This window comes from Paenibacillus sp. MZ03-122A (genome assembly GCF_024213325.1).
Taxonomy (GTDB): Bacteria; Bacillota; Bacilli; order Paenibacillales; family Paenibacillaceae; genus Paenibacillus; species Paenibacillus polymyxa_B.
The window spans coordinates 541,484-564,170 of the sequence record NZ_JANAVI010000001.1; the positions used below are offsets into that span (position 1 = coordinate 541,484).

Below are 22,687 nucleotides of genomic sequence, written 5' to 3' on the forward strand. Positions count from 1 at the left end.
ATGGGTAAAGGAAGGAGGAGAATAACAGTTATGGTTATGCTGCTCATGCTGGGTCTATCCGGCTGTGGGGATAACACTCCGGACCCTGTGTATCCGCAGGCTCCGCCTCCCGATCACTTGTATGATCAGAGTACGATTAATGATGAACAGCGCTGGACCATTAACAATGCACATGACCCGGCGATTATAAAAACAGATCAAGGCTATTATGTCTACTCAACGGATGTAAAGACAGGTGGAGAATTGAGACCTGGTGTCATGGTACGCAAATCGACTGATCTGATTCACTGGAACTGGGTTCAGTATGCACTCCCCGGCATTCCAAAGGAAGCAGAGGCGTGGTCATCGGCAACCAATCTGTGGGCACCGGACATCATCAAGGTGGGTGATACCTATCGGATGTATTACTCCGCTTCTACCTTTGGCAGCACACGGTCTGCGATTGGATTGCAGACATCCAGCTCCCCGGAAGGCCCTTGGAAGGATGAGGGGCTGGTCGTTAAAACAGGAGAGCATGACAAGCTGAATGCGATTGATGCCAATCCGGTGCTGGATGCAGAGGGAAATCCATGGATGGTATACGGCTCTTTTTTCGGCGGTATCTATATTACACCGCTTGATCCCCAGACTGGAAAGCTCAAAGAATCTGGCTATGGTAAAAATATCGCTGCCAGAGATCGGGCAACTGAGGACGGTGCTGTAGAAGGGCCTTACATTGTGTACAATCCAATGTTCCGTAAATACTACTTGTTCGTCTCGTATGATTCTTTGTTTGAGGACTACAATGTTCGTGTTGCCCGTTCAGATTCGATCACAGGCCCTTATGTGGACATGAATGGACATGATATGGCAGATACCAGCTATTTGCCTCAATACGAGATTGGAAACAAGGTATTGGGCGGTTATCGGTTCAGCGAAGGAGAAGGCTGGGTTGCGCCAGGTCACAATTCTGTCCTGAAGGACGGTGCGGATTATTATATTGTACATCATGCGCGGGGAGAAACGGACAAGAGCTGGCCGTACCTGCATGTACGCAAAATATTGTGGACGGCAGAGGGCTGGCCGGTCGTCTCTCCGGAGCGCTATGCGGGCGAAAAGGAGCAGGATATACCCAAAAGGCTATTATCCGGCAACTGGGAGCGCATCGTGATCAGGCAGGAAGTAGACGGCCAGGTGGAAGCTGAACCGCTCCGTCTGGAAGATGGAGGGCGGGCAACCAGCGATTCTCTTGAAGGTCACTGGAGTTTTGATGGCAAGCGTACTCTAACAATGGATTGGAGTAATACATCCGCAGGAACAAAGGAAGAATTGTTATTGCTTCCTTCATGGGACTGGGAGCTTGGTCGCCATACTTTAATTTTCACGGGTATGAATGAAAAAGGAATTTCCATTTGGGGAAAACGTATCAGCGATTAATTTGTTTGAACTACATACTACACATAGAGGAGAGAATAACCATGAATCAATCTGTACCCATTAATAATCCGGTCATTGAGCAACGGGCAGACCCTTGGATTTACAAGCATAGTGACGGATACTATTATTTCACCGGATCTGTGCCAGAGTATGACCGCATTGAGGTTCGACGAGCAAGTACTATTCAAGGCTTGAGTACAGCAGAGCCTGTCGCAGTGTGGCACAAATATGAAACGGGCCCGTTAAGTGCGAACATTTGGGCACCTGAAATTCATTATATTAACGACAAATGGTACATTTATTTTGCAGCAGCTCGTACAACGGAAACGAAGGAAGGCCTGTTCGACCACCGGATGTTCGTGCTGGAAAATGATTCAGCTAATCCTCTGGAAGGGGAATGGGTGGAAAAAGGACAGATCAAAACCCGTTGGGAGACGTTCGCTCTCGATGCGACAACCTTCCAGCATAATGGGGTTTTGTATTATGTGTGGGCTCAGAAGGACCCTGACATCGTCGGTAATTCCAATCTGTATATTTCTGAAATGAGCAATCCATGGACGCTGCGCGGTGAGCAGGTCATGATCTCCACTCCTGAATATGATTGGGAAATCATCGGTTTTAAGGTGAATGAAGGAGCAGCGGTTCTGAAACGGAACGGGCGGATCTTTATCAGTTATTCAGCTAGCGCCACAGACCACAATTATTGCATGGGCCTGTTGACAGCAGATGAGAATGCGGATTTACTTGATCCGAAATCATGGACGAAATCACCTGAGCCGGTATTCTGCACCAATGAGGAAACAGGACAATTCGGGCCAGGTCATAACAGTTTTACGGTTGCTGCTGACGGTAGCGATGTAATCGTATATCACGCCCGGAATTACAAGGAAATTACAGGCGACCCGCTGTATGACCCGAATCGTCATACACGTGTTCAGCCGTTCAACTGGAAGGAAGATGGAACACCTAATTTTGGTATTCCAGTGCCAGATGGCGTCTCCGTTAATAACTAAGCAGAATATATGCTAGACGATTGACGCGTCACATAGCGACGCTATAACTTTATAAAACATCGCAGAGAAATGATTTTGCTGCGTCTAACAATATCAATGAGATATCTTCGGCCTTAGGCTGGAAGGTATCTTTTTGCTTTTGGGAGGGAGAGACGTCTCGGAAACTATGGGAACTTTAAATCAGGTTATGTGAAGCCTAGAATATGTCAAGCGATTAATTGATACAAATGTTTAATATTTTCCACGAGATGGAAGCTACAAATGTATGGTAAAGTGTACTATATACAAGGTTTTATCCAAATATCCTATCCAAAGTCTCCTGTGCATACCGAATCCGAATTACACGAGGTGAGAAAAATGCTGCAATCGTTAAAAGCCATTGCTAATTACAGGAAAGAAAATGATCTGGCCTGGGATACACCGACTTGGCTAAAGCTGCTTGTTTCGGCTGAGGAGCGTATTGTAAATTTGGAACGCATTCGATCCATAGGTGAGTTAAAGGATGCCAATCCTGTACTGGATTACGTGGAGCGTACGTTGCTTATTTTGGACGGACTTCCATTGTCATTCTGGGTTAAAGAGCTACTGGAGGATGTTTTGGTATGGTCTGAGACAGCCAAAGGAGGCACAGTCCGCGAACGGCTACGTTGGCAGCATGAGGGCATTAATTTATTTGTACATAATATCGGCTCCTCTCAACTGTATGTTAGACAGGCCCAAGCGGAGTCCCCTGCTTACCCGCGCAATAGCATGACCCGAATTCTGATTGAGACGCATGGATTGATTGGGCAATATATACGGGGAGAAATTCCTTTTGCGGAAAATCGACTGCTGCTTGAAATTACTCGTAAGGGCTGGCTGAGCCCTGAGGAACTGGAGCTTGTTTTACGGGCTCTGAACGAATGTATTATCGCCGGGGTAGAACCTGCATTATGGGACCAAGTACGCGGGGAAGTGGAGGAGCTAATCGGTTGGATTGCATGGGACAACGCACCTGTAGTCTGGAGTGTAAAGGAACGATTGAAGAGATTGCGGTCGGTTTCGATACATGCAGGGGAGCCGTTTGAGCAGGCTTACGCCGAGCTGGAGCGGGAGCTGAATGTAGAGAAGGCGCTGGCTCCGCTAGAGAATCGGACACTTTGGTATGTAGAATCCGCTTTGCAGGATTTTTCACTTCAAGAACTGGTCAAGGTATTCTTACTCACACTGAGGGATGGTACAGGACAGGAACAGCCGGCAACGGTACGGCATATCAGTTTTGAATCGCTTATGAATACGATGTATTATGACTATCGTGGTGTTAAGAAAATTAACGTATACAAAAAACGAATGATAGAAAAATACTTAAGCTCACTGTCCTGGCAGGACATTTCAAAGGGAAAACGGAAGCATAATCCTCATTTGAGTGTAACTGTAGAGCATAAAGAGGAGCTGCCAAGTACCGTATTTTTCAATTTTGTATTTTCATCAGCTGCTGAAAAACTGATCGACTTTTGTATTGAGGCAGAAAAGACGCCTCTGTATGACAAAGCAGTTTTGCTGCTGTTTGATCTGTTCGGCTTACGGCGCGATGCTTATGATCGCTTTCACAATGAGGAAACGTATCTTACAGATATGAACCAGACCGTAGATTACAAAAGGGTCATTTTGGATTATGTGACTGGAACCCGCATACTGGATATTGGACCCGGCGGGGGCGTGCTGCTGGATCTGATCGAACAGGAAAGACCAGATGCGAAGCCATTAGGTCTTGATATTTCTGTGAATGTCATTGAGGCACTTAAACGTAAAAAGCAATTGGAGCGCCATCGTTGGGATGTCATCAAAGGAGATGCGCTTCGGTTGGAGGAATATGTGGAAACGGGGAGTATGGACACGGTTATCTTCTCTTCGATTCTTCACGAGCTGTATTCCTACATCGAACGAGATGGAAAAAGGTTCAACTCACAAACAGTGGAAGCTGCTTTGCAAAGCGCTTATCGTGTACTTGCACCCGGCGGACGCATTATCATTCGAGACGGTATTATGACCGAACCCGTAGAGCAGCGCAGACGAATTCGATTCTTGGAGCCGGACGGAATGGAATGGCTGATGCGGTATGCGCAGGATTTTGCGGGTCGTCCCATAGAAATAGAGCGTATAGGTGAGCATGAGGCTGTTTTGCCGGTAAATGATGCAATGGAATTCCTATATACCTATACATGGGGAGCGGAAGCCTATGTGCATGAAGTGCAGGAGCAGTTTGGTTATTTTACTCCGTCACAGTATGAAGAATGTATTCGTAACACACTTGGTTCACAAGCGATTATCCGGGTGAGTCGCCACTATTTGCAGGAGGGCTATGCCGAGGCGCTGTCCAGTCGTGTTGAGTTCATGGATGAGCAGGGACAGCCGGTTCCTTTGCCAGACAGTACCTGTCTGATCGTGATTGAGAAGCCAAATCATAGGGATGAAGCAACTAAATGATTTTTAATTTGAACAAGAGAATGCCTTCTGAGGTGTGCCAAGCACGATTAGAAGGCATTTTTTAGAAAGCTAGTGGAGGTGTGTTCATGTATGTCCTCGCAGGTGGAAATATCCGGGTATGACCCGCAGTGGGCTGAAGAGTATATGCGAGAGAAAAGGAAAATTGTAGAGGCTCTCGGAGACGTATGTGTCGGCGTAGAGCATATTGGCAGTACATCCGTTCCTGGTCTGGGAGCCAAGGCTATTATCGACATTATGGTTGGAGTAGAAGATTTGGCTATTATTCAATCCGAACAGCGACAGCGTTTACTAGGTATTAAATATGAATATGTACATAAGCCTGATTTTTCAGAGCGAGCTTTCTTTCGCCGTGGAGAATGGGGGGCTGGGACCCATCATTTGCATATTTACAAGTATAAAGGAGAACATTGGGAAAACCATTTATTGTTCAGAGATTACTTGAAAGCGCATCCTGAGAGCCTGCGAGCGTATGAGACTTTAAAAAAAGATTTGGCGCATCAATTCAAACATGACCGTGCAGCGTATACCGAAGCCAAGGGACCTTTCATTCGGCAGATAGTTGAGCAAGCAAAGCTTGAAAGACAAAAGCAGAGACAAATGGAATTTTAGTACGCATGGACAAGGTGGAGGTATGATGAAGAATATGATGCTTGATGCACAGGTAACGCCGAATGGCTTAAAAGACAGAATGCTGCTGCTGTCAGCGCTGGACATTATATTGTCTCCAGAAGATTGGTTACGCACGTATCGTATGCAGTCTGAATGGTCTGGTGATGTGTGCCTAGGTGAGGTGAACAACGGCGCTGGAGATACGATTCATATGCTATGGACGCGTGGAGGTATGCTATTGAAGGGTTTTGACCACGAATCCCCTGTAAGTCCTCATGCGAGAGACGAATATGAGGTCTGGCCGGGCATGTACGACGGTGTGCCTGATGATATGATGGAGCTTTTGGAAGATGAAGCGTTGGAGAAAGAGGACGTTACCTTTTGTATGTGGAGGGAAGCGGGAGATGAGGAGTGGCGTATGGGCAACGCGAACTTTCCTGAGGGATATGACGATGGCTCATCCTTTTTGCTGGGGAAAATTATAGTTACACCGGAGGAATATCAGGATTGGGCTGAAAGTTACTATGAGTTGCCGATTTCTCTAGGGGTGGTAAACCAGATTTTCAACGGCGTTCCGATCACTGCCCAGATGATCTCTGCGCTTCATCCACAGCGTAACGTTACGGAAGCGATAAAGGAGCTAAAGCAGCTTGGCGTTCAAGTGCATGAAAGCTAAGAATACAGATTTGTTTTTCTTGACAAGTTTTGTATATAATACAGGAGAAATGCTGGGTTAATCACCTCGAATTAAAGGAGCTGTGTTGAAGATGTCCAAACGTTTGATTCCTTACATCACGATGGATGGAAATGCAAAAGAAGCAATCGAATTTTATAAAGAGGCATTGGATGCTCAACTGCTTTTTATTCAAACCTTTGGGGAAATGCCGGAAAACCCCGATTTTCCCATTCCCGCAGAGGTCAAGGAACGTGTGGGACATGCTACCCTTAAAGTGGGTGAGACAGAGCTCATGTTTTCTGATACCTTTCCCGGATCACCGTTTAGCAGTGGGAATCAGGTGAGCATCTGTATTACAACCGATAGTGTGGAGCAAGCTCAAAAAATGTTTGATGCTCTACAGCAAGGAGGACAGGTGGGAATGCCTTTGCAGGAAACCCATTTTAGTCCAGCTTATGGGAATGTAACAGACAAGTTTGGTGTCACCTTTCAAATGTTCACAGAGGCTCGGTCTTAAGAAATGGAAAACGGCTCGATTCCGCTACTTTAGCGATCTGGCTGTTTTTTTGCGTGTATGTCCTCGTCTGAAGAATAAATATACATACAGCATGGGGAGTGATATCTTTTTTACCCTGCTTGCCGTTTAGTAGATTAGGTTTATTTACTGAATGCTTAGACGCTTGTTGAAATAGAAACAAAAATATATTATATTATGTTGTTAATGCACCAACGGGTGGGAGGACAGGCCATGAACAAAGAAGAACAGGTCATGATGGGGTTCAGGGACTTATATAACAAGATGGTGTGGCTTAATAAGGATAAGATGGAAGACAGTCTTAAGGGTTATAAGTCTTCTGAAGTCCATTGCATCGAATACATTGAAAGAAATGTAGATTCCAACGTGACAAAACTTGCGGAGTCCCTTTATATGACTAGCGGTGCCATAAGTAAAATAACTAAGAAGCTCATAAAAAAAGGCATTATCGAAAGCTACCAGAAGCCGGATAACAAGAAAGAAATCTATTTTCGGCTTACGGAGCAAGGGAAAGTAATCTATAAAATCCATGAGGACTTGCATAAAGAGTTTCAAGAGCGAGATAAAGCCGTGTTTGAACAGGTAACCGAGGAACAATTTGATAGTATGCTTAGCTTCGTGGAAAAGTATAATAGGCATTTGGATGCGGAAATAAAGAAACAGGGTATAGATATTAAGTCGGAATAAATCTGAATAATGAAAATCAAATCACAGGCAGCCGGGCTCTATTGAGAACAGGCTGCCTTTTTTTTGCTATTATTTTGTTGCCGAGGAAGCAAAATTGTGATACGATGTTTTTGCTTCCAAGGAAATAAAAACATAGCCTTTGAGGGGAGAATTTAATGTTCAAATTTAGATCACACAATGAACAGAACACAGAACAAACCGTAGATAAACACGCTTTAATATTCGGTCTTATCTCTGTGTTTCTTTGCGGAATAGGCTTCAGTATCATAGCACCTGTCGTCCCTTTCTTAGTACAGCCTTATATAAGCAATCCGGGAGAACAAGCTATCGTTGTCACGCTGCTGACTTCTGTTTATGCCTTCTGCGTGTTTTTTGCGGCCCCCGTGCTTGGAGCTCTGAGTGACAAATATGGCCGTCGTCCATTGCTCTTAGTATGCCTTTTGGGTTCCGCAATTGGGTACTTGGTTTTTGGCATAGGAGGAGCTCTATGGGTACTATTTGCGGGACGCATAATAGAGGGTATAACAGGTGGGAGCATAAGCACGATCTTCGCCTATTTTGCAGACATCATTCCTACAGAACAGAGAACTAAATACTTTGGATGGGTGAGTGCGGTTGTAGGTGTAGGTACCGTCATTGGCCCAACTGTAGGCGGGTTACTTGCCAAGTTTGGTTATTCTGTACCCATGTATTTTGGAGCAATTATAACTTTAGTGAATGTTATATATGGATTCTTTTTTATGCCTGAGAGCCTTGACAAGAAACATAGACTGAAAGAAATTACTTTTGTAAGACTTAATCCATTCATACAGCTTGCAAACCTGCTTTCCATGAAAAACTTAAACAGGCTACTTATCTCGGCGTTCTTACTTTGGATACCCAACGGATCTTTACAGGCCGTTTTTTCACAATTTACAATGGATACTTATAGTTGGAAGCCTGCACTAATCGGACTTATGTTCTCAATTATGGGTGTCCAAGACATTATCTCACAAGGTTTCATCATGCCAAAGCTTTTGAGAAAACTTAGTGATAAACAGATAGCCATTCTTGGAATGGTTTCGGAGATTATAGGCTATAGTCTTATTGCGCTATCTGCTTTGTTCTCATTCTATCCTCTTTTTATCGCTGGAATGTTTATATTTGGTTTTGGTGATTCAGTCTTTGGGCCTTCATTCAATGGGATGCTCTCCAAGTCTGTTGATTCTAGTGAACAAGGAAGGATTCAAGGAGGTAGTCAATCTATTCAGGCTTTAGCAAGAATGATGGGGCCTATCATTGGAGGTCAAATCTATGTATCACTTGGTCATGCCGCACCCGCTTTTATGGGTATGATTCTTATAGCAGTGGCCATACCAGTTTTATATAAGAGAACGCATGTGAATATGTAAACTACTGCTCGAAGCTTTCCGGAACCACCTGCATAGCAGGTAGTTTTAAGAAAATAATAGGGTTTCAGAACTTAGGAACAAGTTCTGAAACCCTATTATTTTACAGTCTGAGCCATCCGCATGCGGACGGCTCTTCATAGTATCACCTTGCTAAATTAATTTCACGTATTTGTACTTATACGCCAAAATTAAAATCATCATCTGTCAGCGGCTCTACATTCATCGCCCGCACATAGCCGTTTCCTTTTTTAGAAAAGAAATCATGCTGCTTAGTGTGAGTGCTGATGCCGTTGAATACAATGGGATTAACTTCCTCTTCTTCAAACAGTGGATCAAAGCCCAAGTTCATCATGGCCTTGTTGGCGTTGTAGCGCAAAAAGACTTTCACATCGTCTACGAGTCCAATAGGAGTGTAAATTTGCTCGGTGTATTGTTCCTCGTTATTGTGCAAGTAGCGCAACAAGCCTACCAGCGTCTGGTAAAGATCACGTTGTTCTTCCTCATCCAATTCTGCATAAATCTCCTGTGCCAGTACACCTACGTACACACCGTGAATACTTTCGTCCCGTAGGATCAAATCGATAATTTCTCCACTGCATGTCAACTTGCCCTGGCCCGCCAGATAAAGAGGGTAGAAGAAGCCGCTATAAAATAAATAGCTTTCTAACAGCACCGACGCTGCCATCGCGAGATACAGGTCTTTCGGTGTGTGGATATTCATATAATACTGACGAATGGTTTCTGCCTTGGTTTGGAGATGTGGATTTTCTTCCACCCAGCGGAATACACCGTCAATTTCTTCCGTGGAAGCTAGCGTTGTAAAGATGCTACTGTACGACTTGGCATGAATTTGTTCCATCATCGCCATAAAGCTTAGTACGGCTTTGCGTTGCAGTCCGTCCACATGCTCCATAATTTGCGGCATACCCACGCCGCCTTGAATGGTATCCAGTAGCGTCAATCCGCCCAGCACCTTCATGTAGGCTTCTTTTTCGATATCACTGAGGGTTACCCAGGACATTTTATCGTCAGACAACGGGATTTCATCATCCGTCCAAAATTGCATAATGTTCTGGTTCCAGAACATCAGTGTGAAATCATCGTCCGAGCGATTCCAGTTTACAGCTTTTATACCTGTCATTGTTAGCATTCTCCCTTCAGCTTGCGAGATTCCCTGGAAACACACATTGAAATAGTGTAGGCGAATCATCATATGCTTGACATACGGAAGCTGTATCCGCGAGGGTCTGTCCAGTCCCGTAAAGGTCTGAACCACACGCTGGATACAGCTTCTAATGCAAAGCATCTATATCTATTCAAAATCTAATTTTTATACTACAGCTTGTTACCCTTTATGCTTTAGATGGAGCAGGTAAGGCACTCTTCCACAGACAGCTTTTTGGTGCGTGTGTAGTATAACGATTTAAGTCCTTTGTGTGCAGCGTACAGATAGCAACGTGCTAACTGACGCGTAGTCACGTCACTGTTCACATGAAGCACGGTCGAAATTCCTTGGTCCACGTGCGGCTGGATTTCTGCAATCAGATCAAGCACTTTGAACTGGTCCATTTGATAAGCAGATTTATAGAAGAACACGTTATCCTTTTGCAAATAAGGCATTGGATAGTAGGTCGTCGAATTGGCATAGGTACGGGTTTCAATCTGCTCAACAATCGGCATGACGCTGGATGTTGCATTTTGAATGTACGAAATGCTAGCAGTCGGCGCAATCGCCATACGATAGGCGTGGTACAGACCATTTTTCATCACATCTGCTTTTAATTTGTCCCAGTCCGCTGAAGTCGGAACATAGATGTCTTTGAACAACTCTTGTACACGTGCAGTTGTTGGACGATAATCTGTGTTCAGGTATCGGTCAAAATATACGCCTGTCGCATAATCCGATTCCTCAAATCCATAAAAGCTTTGTCCAGCTGCTTTCGCGATTTCCATACTTTTTTCGATGGAATGATAGTTCATCGTCATGAAGAAGGTACGGACAAAGTCCTTCGCTTCATTGCTTTCATACGCAATTTTGTTCTTGGCAAGATAGCCGTGCAGATTCATAACACCCAGTCCGACGGAGTGCATTTCACGGTTTGCTTTCGCAACACCCGGTGCATTAGCGACTTGGGTCATATCGCTGACCGAGGTGAGAGCAATCATACCCTCGTGAACGGATTCGCGGATTTTGCCATGTTCCATCACATTTACAATGTTCAGAGAAGCTAGATTACAGCTCACGTCCCGGCGGATGGTATCCTGTTGGCCGTAATCTGTAATTTCTGAAGTTTCCTGCAACTGGAAGATTTCCGTGCATAGGTTCGACATCTTGACTTGACCCACGTTTTTAAGAGCATGTGCCTGGTTCGCGTTACTTTTGTTCATGATATATGGATAACCAGACTCCAACTGAATCATGGCAATTTTCGTCAGCATGTCACGTGCGCTCATCGCTATTTTTTTCTTCACCCGATCGTCAGCGAGTAACGTGTCGTACATTTCATCCAAATCCATGTCGTCCAGATGCGTTCCATAGGCTTTGAACACACTGTAAGGAGCAAATACATGCAGCGGTTCGTTATCTTGAGCCAGCTTGTAAAAGCGGTTTGGCACCAGCAATCCAATAGAAAGTGTCTTGAGACGTACTCTTTCGTCAGCATTGATCTTTTTGCTATCCAGGAACTCAAGCACGTCCCATCCGAAAATGTTGTAATAGGCTGCCCCAGAGCCTTTACGTTGCCCCATTTGATCCGCATAGGAGAAGCCGTCTTCCATCAGCTTCAGCACAGGCATAATGCCTTTTGCTGCGCCTTCTACGCCTTTAATCGCTTCGCCGCGTGCCCGCAGTTTCGACAGGTTGACCGCAACACCGCCCCCGATTTTGGACAACTGCATGCAGGTGTTCAGCACATAGTTGATTGAGTTCAGGGAGTCGTCCATTTCGAGCAGGAAGCAGGATACCAATTCCCCACGGCGGCTTTTGCCTGCATTCAGGAAGGTTGGTGTAGCTGGCTGGAGGCGTTGCTCCATCATCGAGCGGGACAACAGGCGTGCCGTATCGGCGTTACCGCGTCCTAAATGCAGCGCGACAGCAGCAACCCGGTCAGGGTAATGTTCCAGATAGACTTTCCGGTCGTTACTCTTCATTGCATAGTCGGTGTAAAACTTGGATGCTGCCATATAGGAAGGAAATTTAAAATTATAGCTATGAGTGATATGGAAAATATCATTAATTTCGTCAGCCGTGTAGCTGTTATAGAAATTTTCGTAATAATCATTCTCAATCATATACAGCACTTGAGCGGCTGTGTCAGCAAACTTCAAACTCCGTTCCTGAACTTCCTTCATAAACTCTGCTACAGCCTCTTGGTCTTTTTCCAATTGGAAAAAGCCGTCTGTATCGCGTTTCATCAACATGTTGTTCAATTCAATATGCCGCAACTCGGCTCACCTCCTGTTTAAAACGCTCTACATCTCCGAACGTTCCAGATAATTCAAATTTACTAATCACGGGGACATTATAATGATCGGCAATCAAATCCGCACTTTTGGCAAATTTCTCACCCCAGTTACGGTTGCCGCTTGCAGCTACACCAACAAGGTTTTGAGCATTCTTTTTCAAAAAGGAAGATACCCTCTCAGGTATCTGCCCAAACCCAGTTGTATATGTAATAAGTACGTAAGGTTCTTCTATAGTCATTTGCTCCTCAATCTGAACCGCTGGAAGCTTGAGCTTGTTTATAAATCTTTTTACATTGCCGGTCTTCGAATCATATGCAATCAGCATGGTATGCAACCTCCTTAAACAATTAACGAAAAAAGAAAACGCATTGCCTGGGATCTATTATAGATGGAATCCCTTGCTGGCTGCGCCATTTAAGATTTTGACTCTATATTTACATGTATTTTCATACCTGTATCTTCAAGATATCGGGCATAAATACGTTTTTTACACTATATTTAGAGTACATTTTCTATTTTATATCTATATATAGTTTTGTCAATCGGTCTAGAGGGGATCAGAGGACCCAGATCGGGTATAAGTCCAAGCGGGGTGCGGAAAAGAGCGAAAGAACTTTTTTTTCGTAAGTATGTTAAAAAAGTATTGGAGTTTTTGAGGGTGAAGATGTACGATTTGTCAATGGGCAATAGAATGGAAAATTTACATTTTACTGTAGAAAGGATGAAGTGAATGGGAAGTGATTTTATGGAATTTCAATCGTTTAATATGATCTTTTTTATCGTATTTGGACTCATTGCTTTTGTAATCATTATGGGAATTGTCAAAACGATAGGAGCAGGCCTGTCCAATCAAGCAGCCGAACGGGTACAACGTTCATGTAAGGTTGTGGATAAACGGACGAGAGTGCGTGGGGGATCAGGCGATTTTTCAGCTTCGACATATTATTATATCACCTTTGAGTTTGACGGGGGTGAGCGTATGGAGCTGGAGGTGAAGGATACGGATTTTGGTATGATTGTGATCGGGGATCGTGGGGAGCTTCATTATAAAGGTACACGTTTTCTGGAGTTTGTAAGAGTAATGGAAGCATAAAGGTGTTGGAGGGGAGTTAGTATTGCCAAAACAAATACATAATTTGGAGGGAAGATTACGATGCCGCATATCATTGGAAAACGAATTGTATTGAGAGAATACCGTCAAGAAGATATACCAGATATCCGAAAATGGGTCAATGACCCGGAAATCACACGTGGTTTAAGCGACGTGTTTATCTACCCGCATTCACAGGTGAATAGCGAATCCTTTGTACAGATGATGATTGACGGCAACCCCGAGATCAAAGGTTTTGTCATTGCGCATAAAGACACACTGGACTATATCGGACAACTGGATTTATTCAAAATCAACTGGGTGAATCGGCACGCCACCCTGGGTGTTGTGATCGGGCGTGACGGTGATCTGGGCAAAGGTTACGGACGGGAAGCGATCCGGCTGTTACAGAAATTTGCATTTCATACGCTGAATCTGCATCGTCTGGAGCTGGAGGTCTATGCGTTCAATGAACGTGCACACCGTTGCTATCTGGCCTGCGGCTTCAAGGAAGAAGGTCGGCTACGGGAAAAGCTATTCAGGGAAGGGGAATACTATGACATCATTCAGATGGGGATTTTGCGCAGTGAATACGAGGCTGCAGAGCAAGCGACGGAATCCTGAAAGTGCAACCTCATAAGCTATTTTACTCCGTCAGCTTTCTTCAATTTTTTATGAGTGAAATCACGGGGACTACGCTCATCCTATTTCTATTAGCTAAAGGACTTTCTCTGCAAAGTGCGAACTTCTTACTGGTTGTATTTTTTGTAAGTATTTTTTTGTTTGAGATACCCACAGGGGCGATTGCAGATAAGTATGGAAGAAAAATCTCCGTTATTTTGGGACTTTGTTGTTTTCTAGTCTACAGTGTGTTGTTCGTTTGGACAGATCATATCGGGGTACTTGTGTTTGCGCAAGTCTTTGGGGGTCTGGCTATATGTTTACAATCAGGTTCGTTAGAATCCTGGGTTGTGGAAAACAGTGATAAGCCCATGGAAGTTCTTTTTACAACCTCTAACAGTATACAGTACATTTCGGGATTTATTTGTGGTCTGTTGGGGGCCTTTCTCGCAACCTATAACTATTCACTTCCATGGGCAGTCAGTATTTTATCTATTATTGTATGCATTTTTCTATGTTCCTTTTATATGGATGAGGAGAATGTTGCTCATCGAAAGACGTCTACTACTCGCATTAAAACGATTATCGGAGAAAGCGTCCGTATCGGTTTTGAAAATAAGTCCATCTGGATTGTGTTTATGATTGGTTTATTTATCAGCTTTTCGAACTCAGCGGGGAATACATTTCAACAGCCACGTCTGGTTGGCCTTTCCGAACAAGGAATTTGGATTATGGGGTTTATCAAGGCAGGGTATTCACTATGTATGACTTTGGGAAGTTATCTAGTTCGAAAGCTAGGCGCACGATACAGTGATGTACATATACTCGTGTATGCTTGCGGCATGATAGGGGTCTGGCTCATTTTAGCCGGTGCGTTCAACACATTTTATCCTGTATTGCTTACCTTTTTAATCTATGAGATTGGGCGCGGGATGTACCCGGTTGCCAAACAAATTTTTCTCAACAAAAGAATCACGAATGAGTATCGTTCCACATTACTATCTCTGGATTCTGCGATTTCACAATTAGGCATGTGCGTAGGTTTAATCGTGACAGGGATCATCAGTCGTAATTTTACGGATTTGTCTTCCGATCAAACACCTATTCAAATATCTTGGGTGATGTGTGGCGGGATTGCCTTGATTCCAATCATTTTATTGTTTTACGTCCATCGTGTTTCAGGGAAAAGTAATTCTTGGAAAGAAAAAGAAACCAAACAGAATATTTAATGTAAAAGTTAATCTAGAAGGGCTGAACAGCATGGTCTGCCAGCCCTATAATATTTTATTAAAAAGCAAACCTTATTTTTCACCGTACCACAGTTTCAGCCGATTTTGGATTAGGCCAGTATAGATTTCTTCAGCCTTTGGCACACCTGCCTGATCCAGCTCTTGGAGCATGCGGTCATACAAAGCGTCGAACTGATCTGGCTTGGCGAGTACAGCCTCAGGAATCCGTTTGCGTACAATGTCTTGCGACTTTTGATAAATAACATTGTAATTCGTATCGGTCGGAACAGGCATGTTGTAGGCAGCACCCCACTCTTTTACCGGAAAATCCTTTTCGTTCGGAAACAGGTCTTTCCACGTCTGGGCTTTGTATGCCTGAAGGGACTCTTTTTCGGCTTGACTATAATTTTCGGTAATCATTTCCGGATAATTGGTTGTGTAATAGTTGCCAGAAGGGTCCTTCACGCTATCGCCATAATGAGGCCCCCATATCCAGTACAAACCGATTCCTGACTCTCTGCTAAAAGAAGCGTTATCGGTGTTTTTACGTTGTTGCACATCCGCCGGAATGACTCGTTTGCCGTTCTCTACGTTGTAATGCTGGCCTTCAATTCCCCAATTACGTAAAATTTGTCCTTCGTCGGAGGCCAGAAAATCCAGAAACTTGATAGCTCGCACCGGATTTTCGCATGAGGTTGTAATTCCGATCCCGGATGCAGTATCGAAGCCAATGGGCTGGAGGGAATGGTCCTCGTATTTCTCATTTAAAGTGACTGGAAAATGGGCATAAGTGAATTCATCCTTACCTGCTGCCTTGAGCGCATTTTCGGCATCTTGATAGTTCCATTCCTGATCAATCAGTCCGATGACACGGCCTGCGGCGATTTTGGACTTGTACTGATCACTTTTTTGCACAAAAGTATCCTTATCCAACAGTCCTTCATTGTACATATGGTTCAACCAACGGAAATATTCGCGTTCTTCTGGGCGCTTGTAGTGAAGAATGGCTTTGTGTGTTTTAGGATCAATATAATATTCGCCATCGTCGGGTCCACCTGTAGCAGTAACAGCCGGGTTTGTCACTGTAATTTGAATTTTCCAGTCTTCGGCATCAAGTGATAGGGGGATGGTTGGCTGGCCATTGGTGGTAGGGTATTTGGCGACATAATCTTTAAGTGCTTTTTCAAAATCTTGAACGGTGCGGATTTTAGGGTATCCGAGCTTCTTAAGTGCCTGATGCTGAATTTCGAAGCCGGCTTGTGCATCAAACGCGATGTGATCCACACCCAAATTGGTCGGGATCGTATAGATGGCTGGATCTTCACTACTATATTTAATACGATTAAAATAGTCTCCATACACTTTTTTAATGTTAGGGCCGTATTTGTCAATGAGGTCGGTTAAGTCAATGAGTGCTCCGGCATCGACCAACTTGCCAATGTCTGATTTGGGGTACACGAGATCTGGATACTCTCCGCTTGCTGCCATTAAAGCAAATTTTTCCTCGCCTCGACCATTGACAGCATGTTCGGCATTTAGCGTAACACCCGTTTTCTTGATAATTTCCTGCCCGACAGCATCCTTCATGTTGTTCCAGTTAGAGCTAGAATCACCGCCAAAGAAAGTAAGAGTAATGGGACTGGTGTCATTAGGATCTTCCTTTTCTGCCTTACCGTCTGTTCCATTCGCGCAGCCCGTTGTAACGAGCAGCAGCAAAGACAGGAGTAGAATGGAACTCTGTCGTACCGACCTGTTCTTGAACATTTGCAAATCCCCCTTAATAAGTATGATTTACACAATGTAAGTGCTTTCAATAGTAAATTGTAGGAAATAAAGAACCTCACGTCAAGTAATTTATAATTGCTTGTTATGCGGTTTGTTTTTTTATTAAGCAAACATATTTTGGTGGAGGGTGTGGATTTGTACAAATCTATCATTTGATGATCTAAAACAAAGTATGCTACGATGGTACCAGTTTATAGGTACACCCGTGTATTAGAAAGATTAAGGTAGAAAAAGATTCCGAATAGGGTTGGGTGAGAAGATGCGTGGAAAAGTAACGTTGCAAGAAATTGCGGATGCGGCGGGTGTTTCAAAGTTCGCTGTTTCGCGTGCACTGTCAGGCAAACCCGGTGTAAGTGAAGAGACAAGGGCGGTTCTGGTCAAGCTTGCCGCCCAGATGGGCTATTTTCGCAGTCATCCCAAAATGACAGGGGTAGAGCCTCGGGACACAGATACCAGAGAATGGTCGGGTACCGTGCTAGTGTTATTTCCGAATATTAGGTACCAGAACAGGGAATCCAGATACTGGGGGCCTGTATTTGAAGGGATTTCCGAGCGTCTGAACCGTAAGGGTATGGATATGATCACGTTAACGGAGCCCTCGACTGAAGACATGTTTTCTTTACTGAATCCAGAGTCGATTAAAGGGATTATCACGGTAGGGACGATTTCAACTTCATTGTTGCTGAACATTTATCGGATGGGTATTCCGGTCGTCATGGTAGATCATTGGGATTCTGCATTTTTAAGTGATACGGTGTTTACAGATAATCGCACATGCATGAGTGAATTAATGAAGGACTTGCTGTGTAGGGGCTATACCCGCTTTCAGTTTGTGGGTCATATTGATGACGCTCACAGTTTCTACGAACGCTGGGAAGCATATCGTTCCACACTGGAAATGAGCGGAGTAGAATTGCGGCAGATTAAAGCTCTTCTTCACAGGGGAGCGCAAGCGCTTGCTGAGGAAATGGAAAAGTTGTCCGAGGACGAACTGCCTGAGGTTTTTGTATGTGCTAATGATGTGACTGCTGCGCAAGTCGTGGATGTGCTGAAAGAAAAGGGGATTGACGTTCCGAGGCGTTGCGGAGTGACCGGGTTTGACGATACGAATGAACAAATGCCGATTTATGCCACGGTGAGAGTGGATAAGGAATTGCTGGGAATGCGTGCAGTGGACCAGTTGTTATGGCGCATAACGAACCCGAACTCGCCTGTCGAGAAAAAGTTGCTACATGCTGAGCTATTCGTACGGGAAGTTCATGCACCCCGGATCCGTCGGGAAAATGATGACCGTGAGCGTCCCATCAGCACAATCACATATAGTTAATGTCCAGATACGTGTTATGACACCATACACCGTGAAGACGAAGGAGGTCGCTTTTAGCCTGTTTAGGGGCAGAGGGCGACTTTTATTTTGTATTTTGTCATTTGTTCTAAAAAACAATTGACTATTTTGTTAGCTTAATGTTATTTTTGTTATGTTACTGACGAATCCAGATGTTCCCAATCGTGCTTATAGGAGGCTTGTAACGATGGTTAATGTGATAGGGTTGGATGGCTGGAGGTTTAGGGAAGCACAAAGTGATGAGTGGCTCAGCGCGAAAGTGCCGGGTTGTGTGCATACTGATCTTTTACGACATGGCAAAATTCCTGATCCGTTTATTGGTATGAACGAGATGGAGGTACAGTGGATTGATAAGCAGGATTGGATATATGAAGCCCATTTTGAGATAAATGCAGATCAGCTTCAATGTCAATGTGTAGAGTTGGTGTTGGAAGGTCTGGACACATACGCGAATGTAAAAGTGAATGGCCAATATGTCTTGTCAGCCAATAATATGTTTCGGGTATGGAGACAGGATGTGAAGGCAATTGTTCAGCAAGGGGAAAATCGGCTGGAAATCAGTTTTCGTTCTCCGATTGCTGAAGATGTACCCAAGCTGGAAAACTTAGATTATGGACTCCCTGCCCCCAATGATCAGTCCGAGATCGGTGGTTTGTCCGACAAAAAGGTAAGCGTTTTCGCACGTAAGGCTCCCTACCACTATGGTTGGGACTGGGGACCGAGGCTTGTGACGAGCGGTATCTGGAGAGAGGTCCGGATCGAGGCGTGGTCCGGTCTAATCGTGAGAGACTTGTTTATTCGACAGGACGAGGTGAATTCGGTAGGGGCTAAACTCATGGCAGTGGTAGAGATCGAAAATGCAGATGAGATTAGAGATGCCGAGTTGCGTATTTCCGCTGACGGGAAGGTGTGGTCCAAGCCGGTACGGCTGCTGAAGGGGAAGCAGACGGTCGAGCTGGAGCTGGAGATGAAGAAGCCGAAGCTGTGGTGGTGCCGTGGACTGGGGGAGCCGCATTTATATACGTTTGTGGCCGAATTGGTGGAGCAAGAACAAGGAGCTGTAATCGCGGAAAAATCAGTAAAAACGGGACTGCGTTCCATCCGTCTTGTACGTGAACGGGATGCAGCAGGAGAGAGCTTTTATTTTGAGCTGAACGGAATTCCTGTATTTGCAAAAGGGGCTAACCATATTCCGAATGACAGCTTTGTCACTGAAGTTACGATGGAACGATATCGGTATGAAATTGCCAGTGCAGCCGCCTCGAATATGAATATGCTGCGGGTGTGGGGTGGCGGTATTTATGAACAAGACATATTTTATGAGCTTTGTGATGAATACGGTTTGCTCGTGTGGCAAGATTTTATGTTCGCCTGCAGTATGTACCCGGGGGATGAGGATTTTATAGACAATGTGGCACAGGAAGCCGAGGACAATATTAAGCGGCTGCGTCATCATCCCTGCATTGCCTTATGGTGCGGCAACAATGAGATCGATTCTGCATGGGCGCATTATGAAGAGAATGGAGGCTGGGGCTGGAAAAAGGACTACACACCTGAGCAACGGGAACGCCTATGGAATGATTATAAAACACTCTTTCATCGGATTCTACCGGAGGCGGTACACACCTGGTCTGCGCAGACAGCCTATTGGCCCTCCTCCCCGCTGATTGACCTGACCAGAGATCGGAACCAGCATGCCCATCGGTCTTCAACTGCAGGTGATATTCATTATTGGGGTGTATGGCACGCGTCTGAGCCGTTTGAGAATTATCATGTACATGTGGGTCGTTTTATGAGTGAATATGGTTTTCAGTCCTTTCCTGAATACAAGTCTGTTCGTACTTATGCGGAAGAGAAGGATTTGGAGCTGGAATCTGAGGTGATGCTGGCACATCAGAAGAACGATGCGGGCAATCGTCTGATTAAAGAATATATGGAGCGATACATGCGAGAGCCAAAGGATTTTACATGTTTTCTTCACATGAGCCAAATTTTACAGGCAGAAGCAATGAAAGCAGCTATAGAGGCGCATCGTCGTCACAAGCCCTATTGCATGGGAACATTATACTGGCAAATGAATGACTGCTGGCCCGTTGCCTCCTGGTCGAGTATGGACTATTTTGGGCGTTGGAAGGCGCTCCAATATACGGCTAAGCGCGGCTTTGCTGATGTGCTGTTGAGTGCAACAGATACAGAACAGGGGAATAAGGCCCTGCATCTGGTCAACGATACACTAGAGCCGATATCAGGTACGCTGCGGCTGACTCTTTTGCATATTCGTAGCAGCCAGGCAATTCATGAAGAGAACGTTAAGGTAAAGCAACCAGCAGGCGGTGCAGGAATTGTACATATACTGCCTATCGACAAATGGCTGAGTGGCCTGAACCGTGCGGAGCATATGCTGGTCGCGCGTCTAACGCAGAATGGTGAACAGGTGGCCTCTGGTGAAATTTATTTTGCAGACACGAAAGAGATGGATTTACCCCAGGCAAAAATTGAAGTGACAGAGATTCAGGGAAGCGGGGGCAGCAGATTCATGCTGTGTTCGGATGTACTTGCTAGACACGTGTGGTTATCGGCAGAGCAGGAAGGTATTTTCAGCGACAACCATCTGGATCTGGCTCCTGGTATTCCGAAGACAGTGGAATTTTTGGCCATGCGCAACGGTTCATCAGCATTTGTGACAGCTGCGCCGGGTACATTGACAGTACATTCGTTGGTCAATTGGATACAAGGTTAGACAACAGTAAAAGCTTATCCGTCTTTAAGTAGATGATGGATAAGCTTTTTTTTATAATATAAATTTGTTTTATGATATGTAGAGCGTCTTCATAATGTTAATATACATAACAAAAGAGAACTTGGGAGTTAAGTGATAACAGATCATTTGTAAGAAATCAATCTATCTATTTAGCCTCTAACTGTTGGAATATAAAAAAAGCATACGGTCGGCCGAGAACTTGTAGAGGAAATCCGTCAGTTGGGCTTTAGCAGGGTGGAGCTGAACTATAACATTACCCGGGAAATGCTAACGACGTTTGAACCTATGATTGAGCGGGGAACAATGGCATATCGAGTGTGCACAATACATTTCCTCATACACCAGATCCGGATTACGGCACGAATTCCGTTCTGCTCGGGTTTGACGATGAAAGCAAGCGACAACGTGTGATAGAGCTGCTGGTGCAATCTGTGGAATATGCGCATCATTATGGAGCAAATGCGGTAATTGTGCATTCCGGACGCTGGATGGCGAATGGACGGGGTTAGTGACGAAATTTATAAGCCGTTAGCGATATTACGCTAATTCATGCTGCCCGAATATTAAAACTACCGGAGCTACGCCTTTACCTGTGAGTGAAGTCTAAAACACAGTAAGCATCTATTTTTCGGGGATGAAGTCCATTCCCGGAGAACAGATGCTTTTTTGTGTTCATTGATGCAGAGGTAGAGCGCTTCCATTGAGCTTGAAGCCATTGTGGTGTACACTGTCCAGAACAGGTGTAAATTGGAACGTCAGGAAGGCAGGACGGTTACAAGGAGGGAAAGACACATATGTATGCCCGTTTAAGATCGTTAAATTATCCACTAAAACTCTATGTTTTCTTAGCACTGGCCTTATGCTCCGTAATCAGTACATTGTGGATCATTAACGTGCGACTGCCCTCAGGGGGCCGCCCTTATCTTTTTATTTGGTGGAATATGATGTTGGCCTGGATTCCTATGCTGTTGACGTTACTGCTTGATGTAATGTACAGCTCGTGGAGGCGGGGAACGAGGACATTTTTACTCTGGGTTATGGGGGCGGCATGGCTTTTCTTTTATCCCAATACACCCTACTTGATCACAGATTTGCTGCATGTATTCGCCAGATATCCATTTCTCGGGGAGCAACGTTTCTGGGGCAATCCGTACTTTTGGAATCATGTACTGGGAATGCTGCTGGTAGCCGTACTTGGCCTGACAATGGGTTTTGTATCGCTCGAATCCGTACGACAGTTGGTACAACGTGCACGTGGTGGGCTTGTTAGTTGGCTGTTTATGCTGGCGGTACTCTTGTTGAGCAGCTTGGGTATTTACATTGGCCGTTTCTTTCGAGGGAACACATGGGATATTGTTTCTGCGCCCTCTCAACTGTATGCACAGGTATCTTCCATATGGGCAGACTCCTTGCAACGTACTCATTTTGTGGAGTTTAGTGGGATGCTATTCGTCATTTTGCTCGTCAGCTATGTATCCACGATGTGCGTAGTCTGGATGGGGAACAACCGCCAGGACGAATGGCGTCGCTGGTGATTTGATTGCAGCTGAGTGGCTGAATATCATCAAAAAATGTAA

General features: G+C 44.8%; 18 protein-coding genes and 1 pseudogene. 15 read left to right on the top strand and 4 right to left on the bottom strand.

The genetic code is table 11. The features are described from left to right. Positions 1 to 30: 30 nt before the first annotated feature. The 8 genes from NLX74_RS02680 (at position 31) to NLX74_RS02715 (ending at position 8,814) form a co-directional block, all read left to right on the top strand. Complete coding sequence (locus tag NLX74_RS02680) at positions 31 to 1,416, top strand: arabinan endo-1,5-alpha-L-arabinosidase (protein WP_254327990.1); 1,386 nt, start codon at positions 31 to 33, stop codon at positions 1,414 to 1,416. Between the two features lie 41 nt (positions 1,417 to 1,457). Then, on the top strand, positions 1,458 to 2,429 hold the full coding sequence (locus NLX74_RS02685; RefSeq protein ID WP_254327869.1) for a glycoside hydrolase family 43 protein: 972 nt from the start codon (positions 1,458 to 1,460) through the stop codon (positions 2,427 to 2,429). A 357-nt stretch (positions 2,430 to 2,786) separates the two neighbouring features. Then, the gene (locus NLX74_RS02690; protein WP_254325890.1) at positions 2,787 to 4,895 is read left to right on the top strand and encodes a class I SAM-dependent methyltransferase; all 2,109 of its coding nucleotides are present in this window, start codon (positions 2,787 to 2,789) and stop codon (positions 4,893 to 4,895) included. Between the two features lie 90 nt (positions 4,896 to 4,985). Beyond that, positions 4,986 to 5,525, top strand: coding sequence for a GrpB family protein (locus NLX74_RS02695; protein ID WP_254325889.1), 540 nt, complete (start codon positions 4,986 to 4,988; stop codon positions 5,523 to 5,525). A 25-nt stretch (positions 5,526 to 5,550) separates the two neighbouring features. Then, on the top strand, positions 5,551 to 6,201 hold the full coding sequence (locus NLX74_RS02700) for a hypothetical protein (RefSeq protein ID WP_254327870.1): 651 nt from the start codon (positions 5,551 to 5,553) through the stop codon (positions 6,199 to 6,201). Positions 6,202 to 6,292: 91 nt separating this feature from the next. Continuing rightward, positions 6,293 to 6,718: a VOC family protein gene (locus tag NLX74_RS02705; RefSeq protein WP_235308060.1), complete on the top strand. Its 426-nt coding sequence runs from the start codon at positions 6,293 to 6,295 to the stop codon at positions 6,716 to 6,718. 231 nt (positions 6,719 to 6,949) lie between these two features. Then, a complete protein-coding gene (locus NLX74_RS02710; protein WP_235308061.1) occupies positions 6,950 to 7,423 on the top strand; it encodes a MarR family transcriptional regulator in 474 nt (157 codons plus the stop codon). A gap of 155 nt (positions 7,424 to 7,578) precedes the next feature. Further along, on the top strand, positions 7,579 to 8,814 hold the full coding sequence (locus NLX74_RS02715; RefSeq protein WP_254327871.1) for an MFS transporter: 1,236 nt from the start codon (positions 7,579 to 7,581) through the stop codon (positions 8,812 to 8,814). A 175-nt stretch (positions 8,815 to 8,989) separates the two neighbouring features. Here the strand turns inward: NLX74_RS02715 and nrdF are convergent, their stop codons facing one another. The 3 genes from nrdF to nrdI form a co-directional block, all read right to left on the bottom strand. Then, complete coding sequence (gene nrdF / locus NLX74_RS02720; protein WP_254327872.1) at positions 8,990 to 9,955, bottom strand: class 1b ribonucleoside-diphosphate reductase subunit beta; 966 nt, start codon at positions 9,953 to 9,955, stop codon at positions 8,990 to 8,992. A 218-nt stretch (positions 9,956 to 10,173) separates the two neighbouring features. After that, the gene (nrdE, locus tag NLX74_RS02725; protein WP_061828561.1) at positions 10,174 to 12,258 is read right to left on the bottom strand and encodes a class 1b ribonucleoside-diphosphate reductase subunit alpha; all 2,085 of its coding nucleotides are present in this window, start codon (positions 12,256 to 12,258) and stop codon (positions 10,174 to 10,176) included. Further along, on the bottom strand, positions 12,245 to 12,604 hold the full coding sequence (gene nrdI, locus NLX74_RS02730; RefSeq protein ID WP_016819181.1) for a class Ib ribonucleoside-diphosphate reductase assembly flavoprotein NrdI: 360 nt from the start codon (positions 12,602 to 12,604) through the stop codon (positions 12,245 to 12,247). Before nrdI ends, nrdE begins: the two co-directional genes overlap by 14 nt. A gap of 405 nt (positions 12,605 to 13,009) precedes the next feature. On the opposite strand from nrdI, the gene NLX74_RS02735 reads away from it, so the two are divergent. From NLX74_RS02735 to NLX74_RS02745, 3 genes are read left to right on the top strand one after another with little or no spacing between them, the layout of a single operon-like run. Beyond that, positions 13,010 to 13,372 (top strand): DUF2500 domain-containing protein, encoded by a 363-nt coding sequence (locus NLX74_RS02735; protein ID WP_336076919.1) that lies wholly within the window; start codon positions 13,010 to 13,012, stop codon positions 13,370 to 13,372. Positions 13,373 to 13,432: 60 nt separating this feature from the next. Further along, the gene (locus tag NLX74_RS02740; protein WP_254327874.1) at positions 13,433 to 13,993 is read left to right on the top strand and encodes a GNAT family N-acetyltransferase; all 561 of its coding nucleotides are present in this window, start codon (positions 13,433 to 13,435) and stop codon (positions 13,991 to 13,993) included. Positions 13,994 to 13,995: 2 nt separating this feature from the next. Then, positions 13,996 to 15,219, top strand: coding sequence for an MFS transporter (locus NLX74_RS02745; RefSeq protein WP_254327875.1), 1,224 nt, complete (start codon positions 13,996 to 13,998; stop codon positions 15,217 to 15,219). 72 nt (positions 15,220 to 15,291) lie between these two features. On the opposite strand, the gene NLX74_RS02750 is transcribed toward NLX74_RS02745, so the two are convergent. Then, positions 15,292 to 16,983, bottom strand: coding sequence for an ABC transporter substrate-binding protein (locus NLX74_RS02750; protein WP_254327876.1), 1,692 nt, complete (start codon positions 16,981 to 16,983; stop codon positions 15,292 to 15,294). Between the two features lie 280 nt (positions 16,984 to 17,263). Between NLX74_RS02750 and NLX74_RS02755 the strand changes: the two genes are divergently transcribed. The 4 genes and pseudogenes from NLX74_RS02755 to NLX74_RS02770 all read left to right on the top strand — a co-directional run bounded on the left by NLX74_RS02755 (position 17,264) and on the right by NLX74_RS02770 (position 22,645). Next, entirely contained in the window at positions 17,264 to 18,331 is a 1,068-nt protein-coding gene (locus NLX74_RS02755) for a LacI family DNA-binding transcriptional regulator (RefSeq protein ID WP_254327877.1), read from the top strand. 205 nt (positions 18,332 to 18,536) lie between these two features. Beyond that, positions 18,537 to 21,089, top strand: coding sequence for a beta-mannosidase (locus NLX74_RS02760; protein ID WP_254327878.1), 2,553 nt, complete (start codon positions 18,537 to 18,539; stop codon positions 21,087 to 21,089). Positions 21,090 to 21,253: 164 nt separating this feature from the next. Then, positions 21,254 to 21,592: pseudogene (locus NLX74_RS02765) on the top strand (sugar phosphate isomerase/epimerase); the annotation flags it as partial. 312 nt (positions 21,593 to 21,904) lie between these two features. Beyond that, positions 21,905 to 22,645 carry a DUF1361 domain-containing protein gene (locus NLX74_RS02770; RefSeq protein ID WP_165175775.1) on the top strand — a complete coding sequence of 247 codons (741 nt, stop codon included), beginning with the start codon at positions 21,905 to 21,907 and terminating at the stop codon, positions 22,643 to 22,645. Positions 22,646 to 22,687 lie beyond the last annotated feature (42 nt).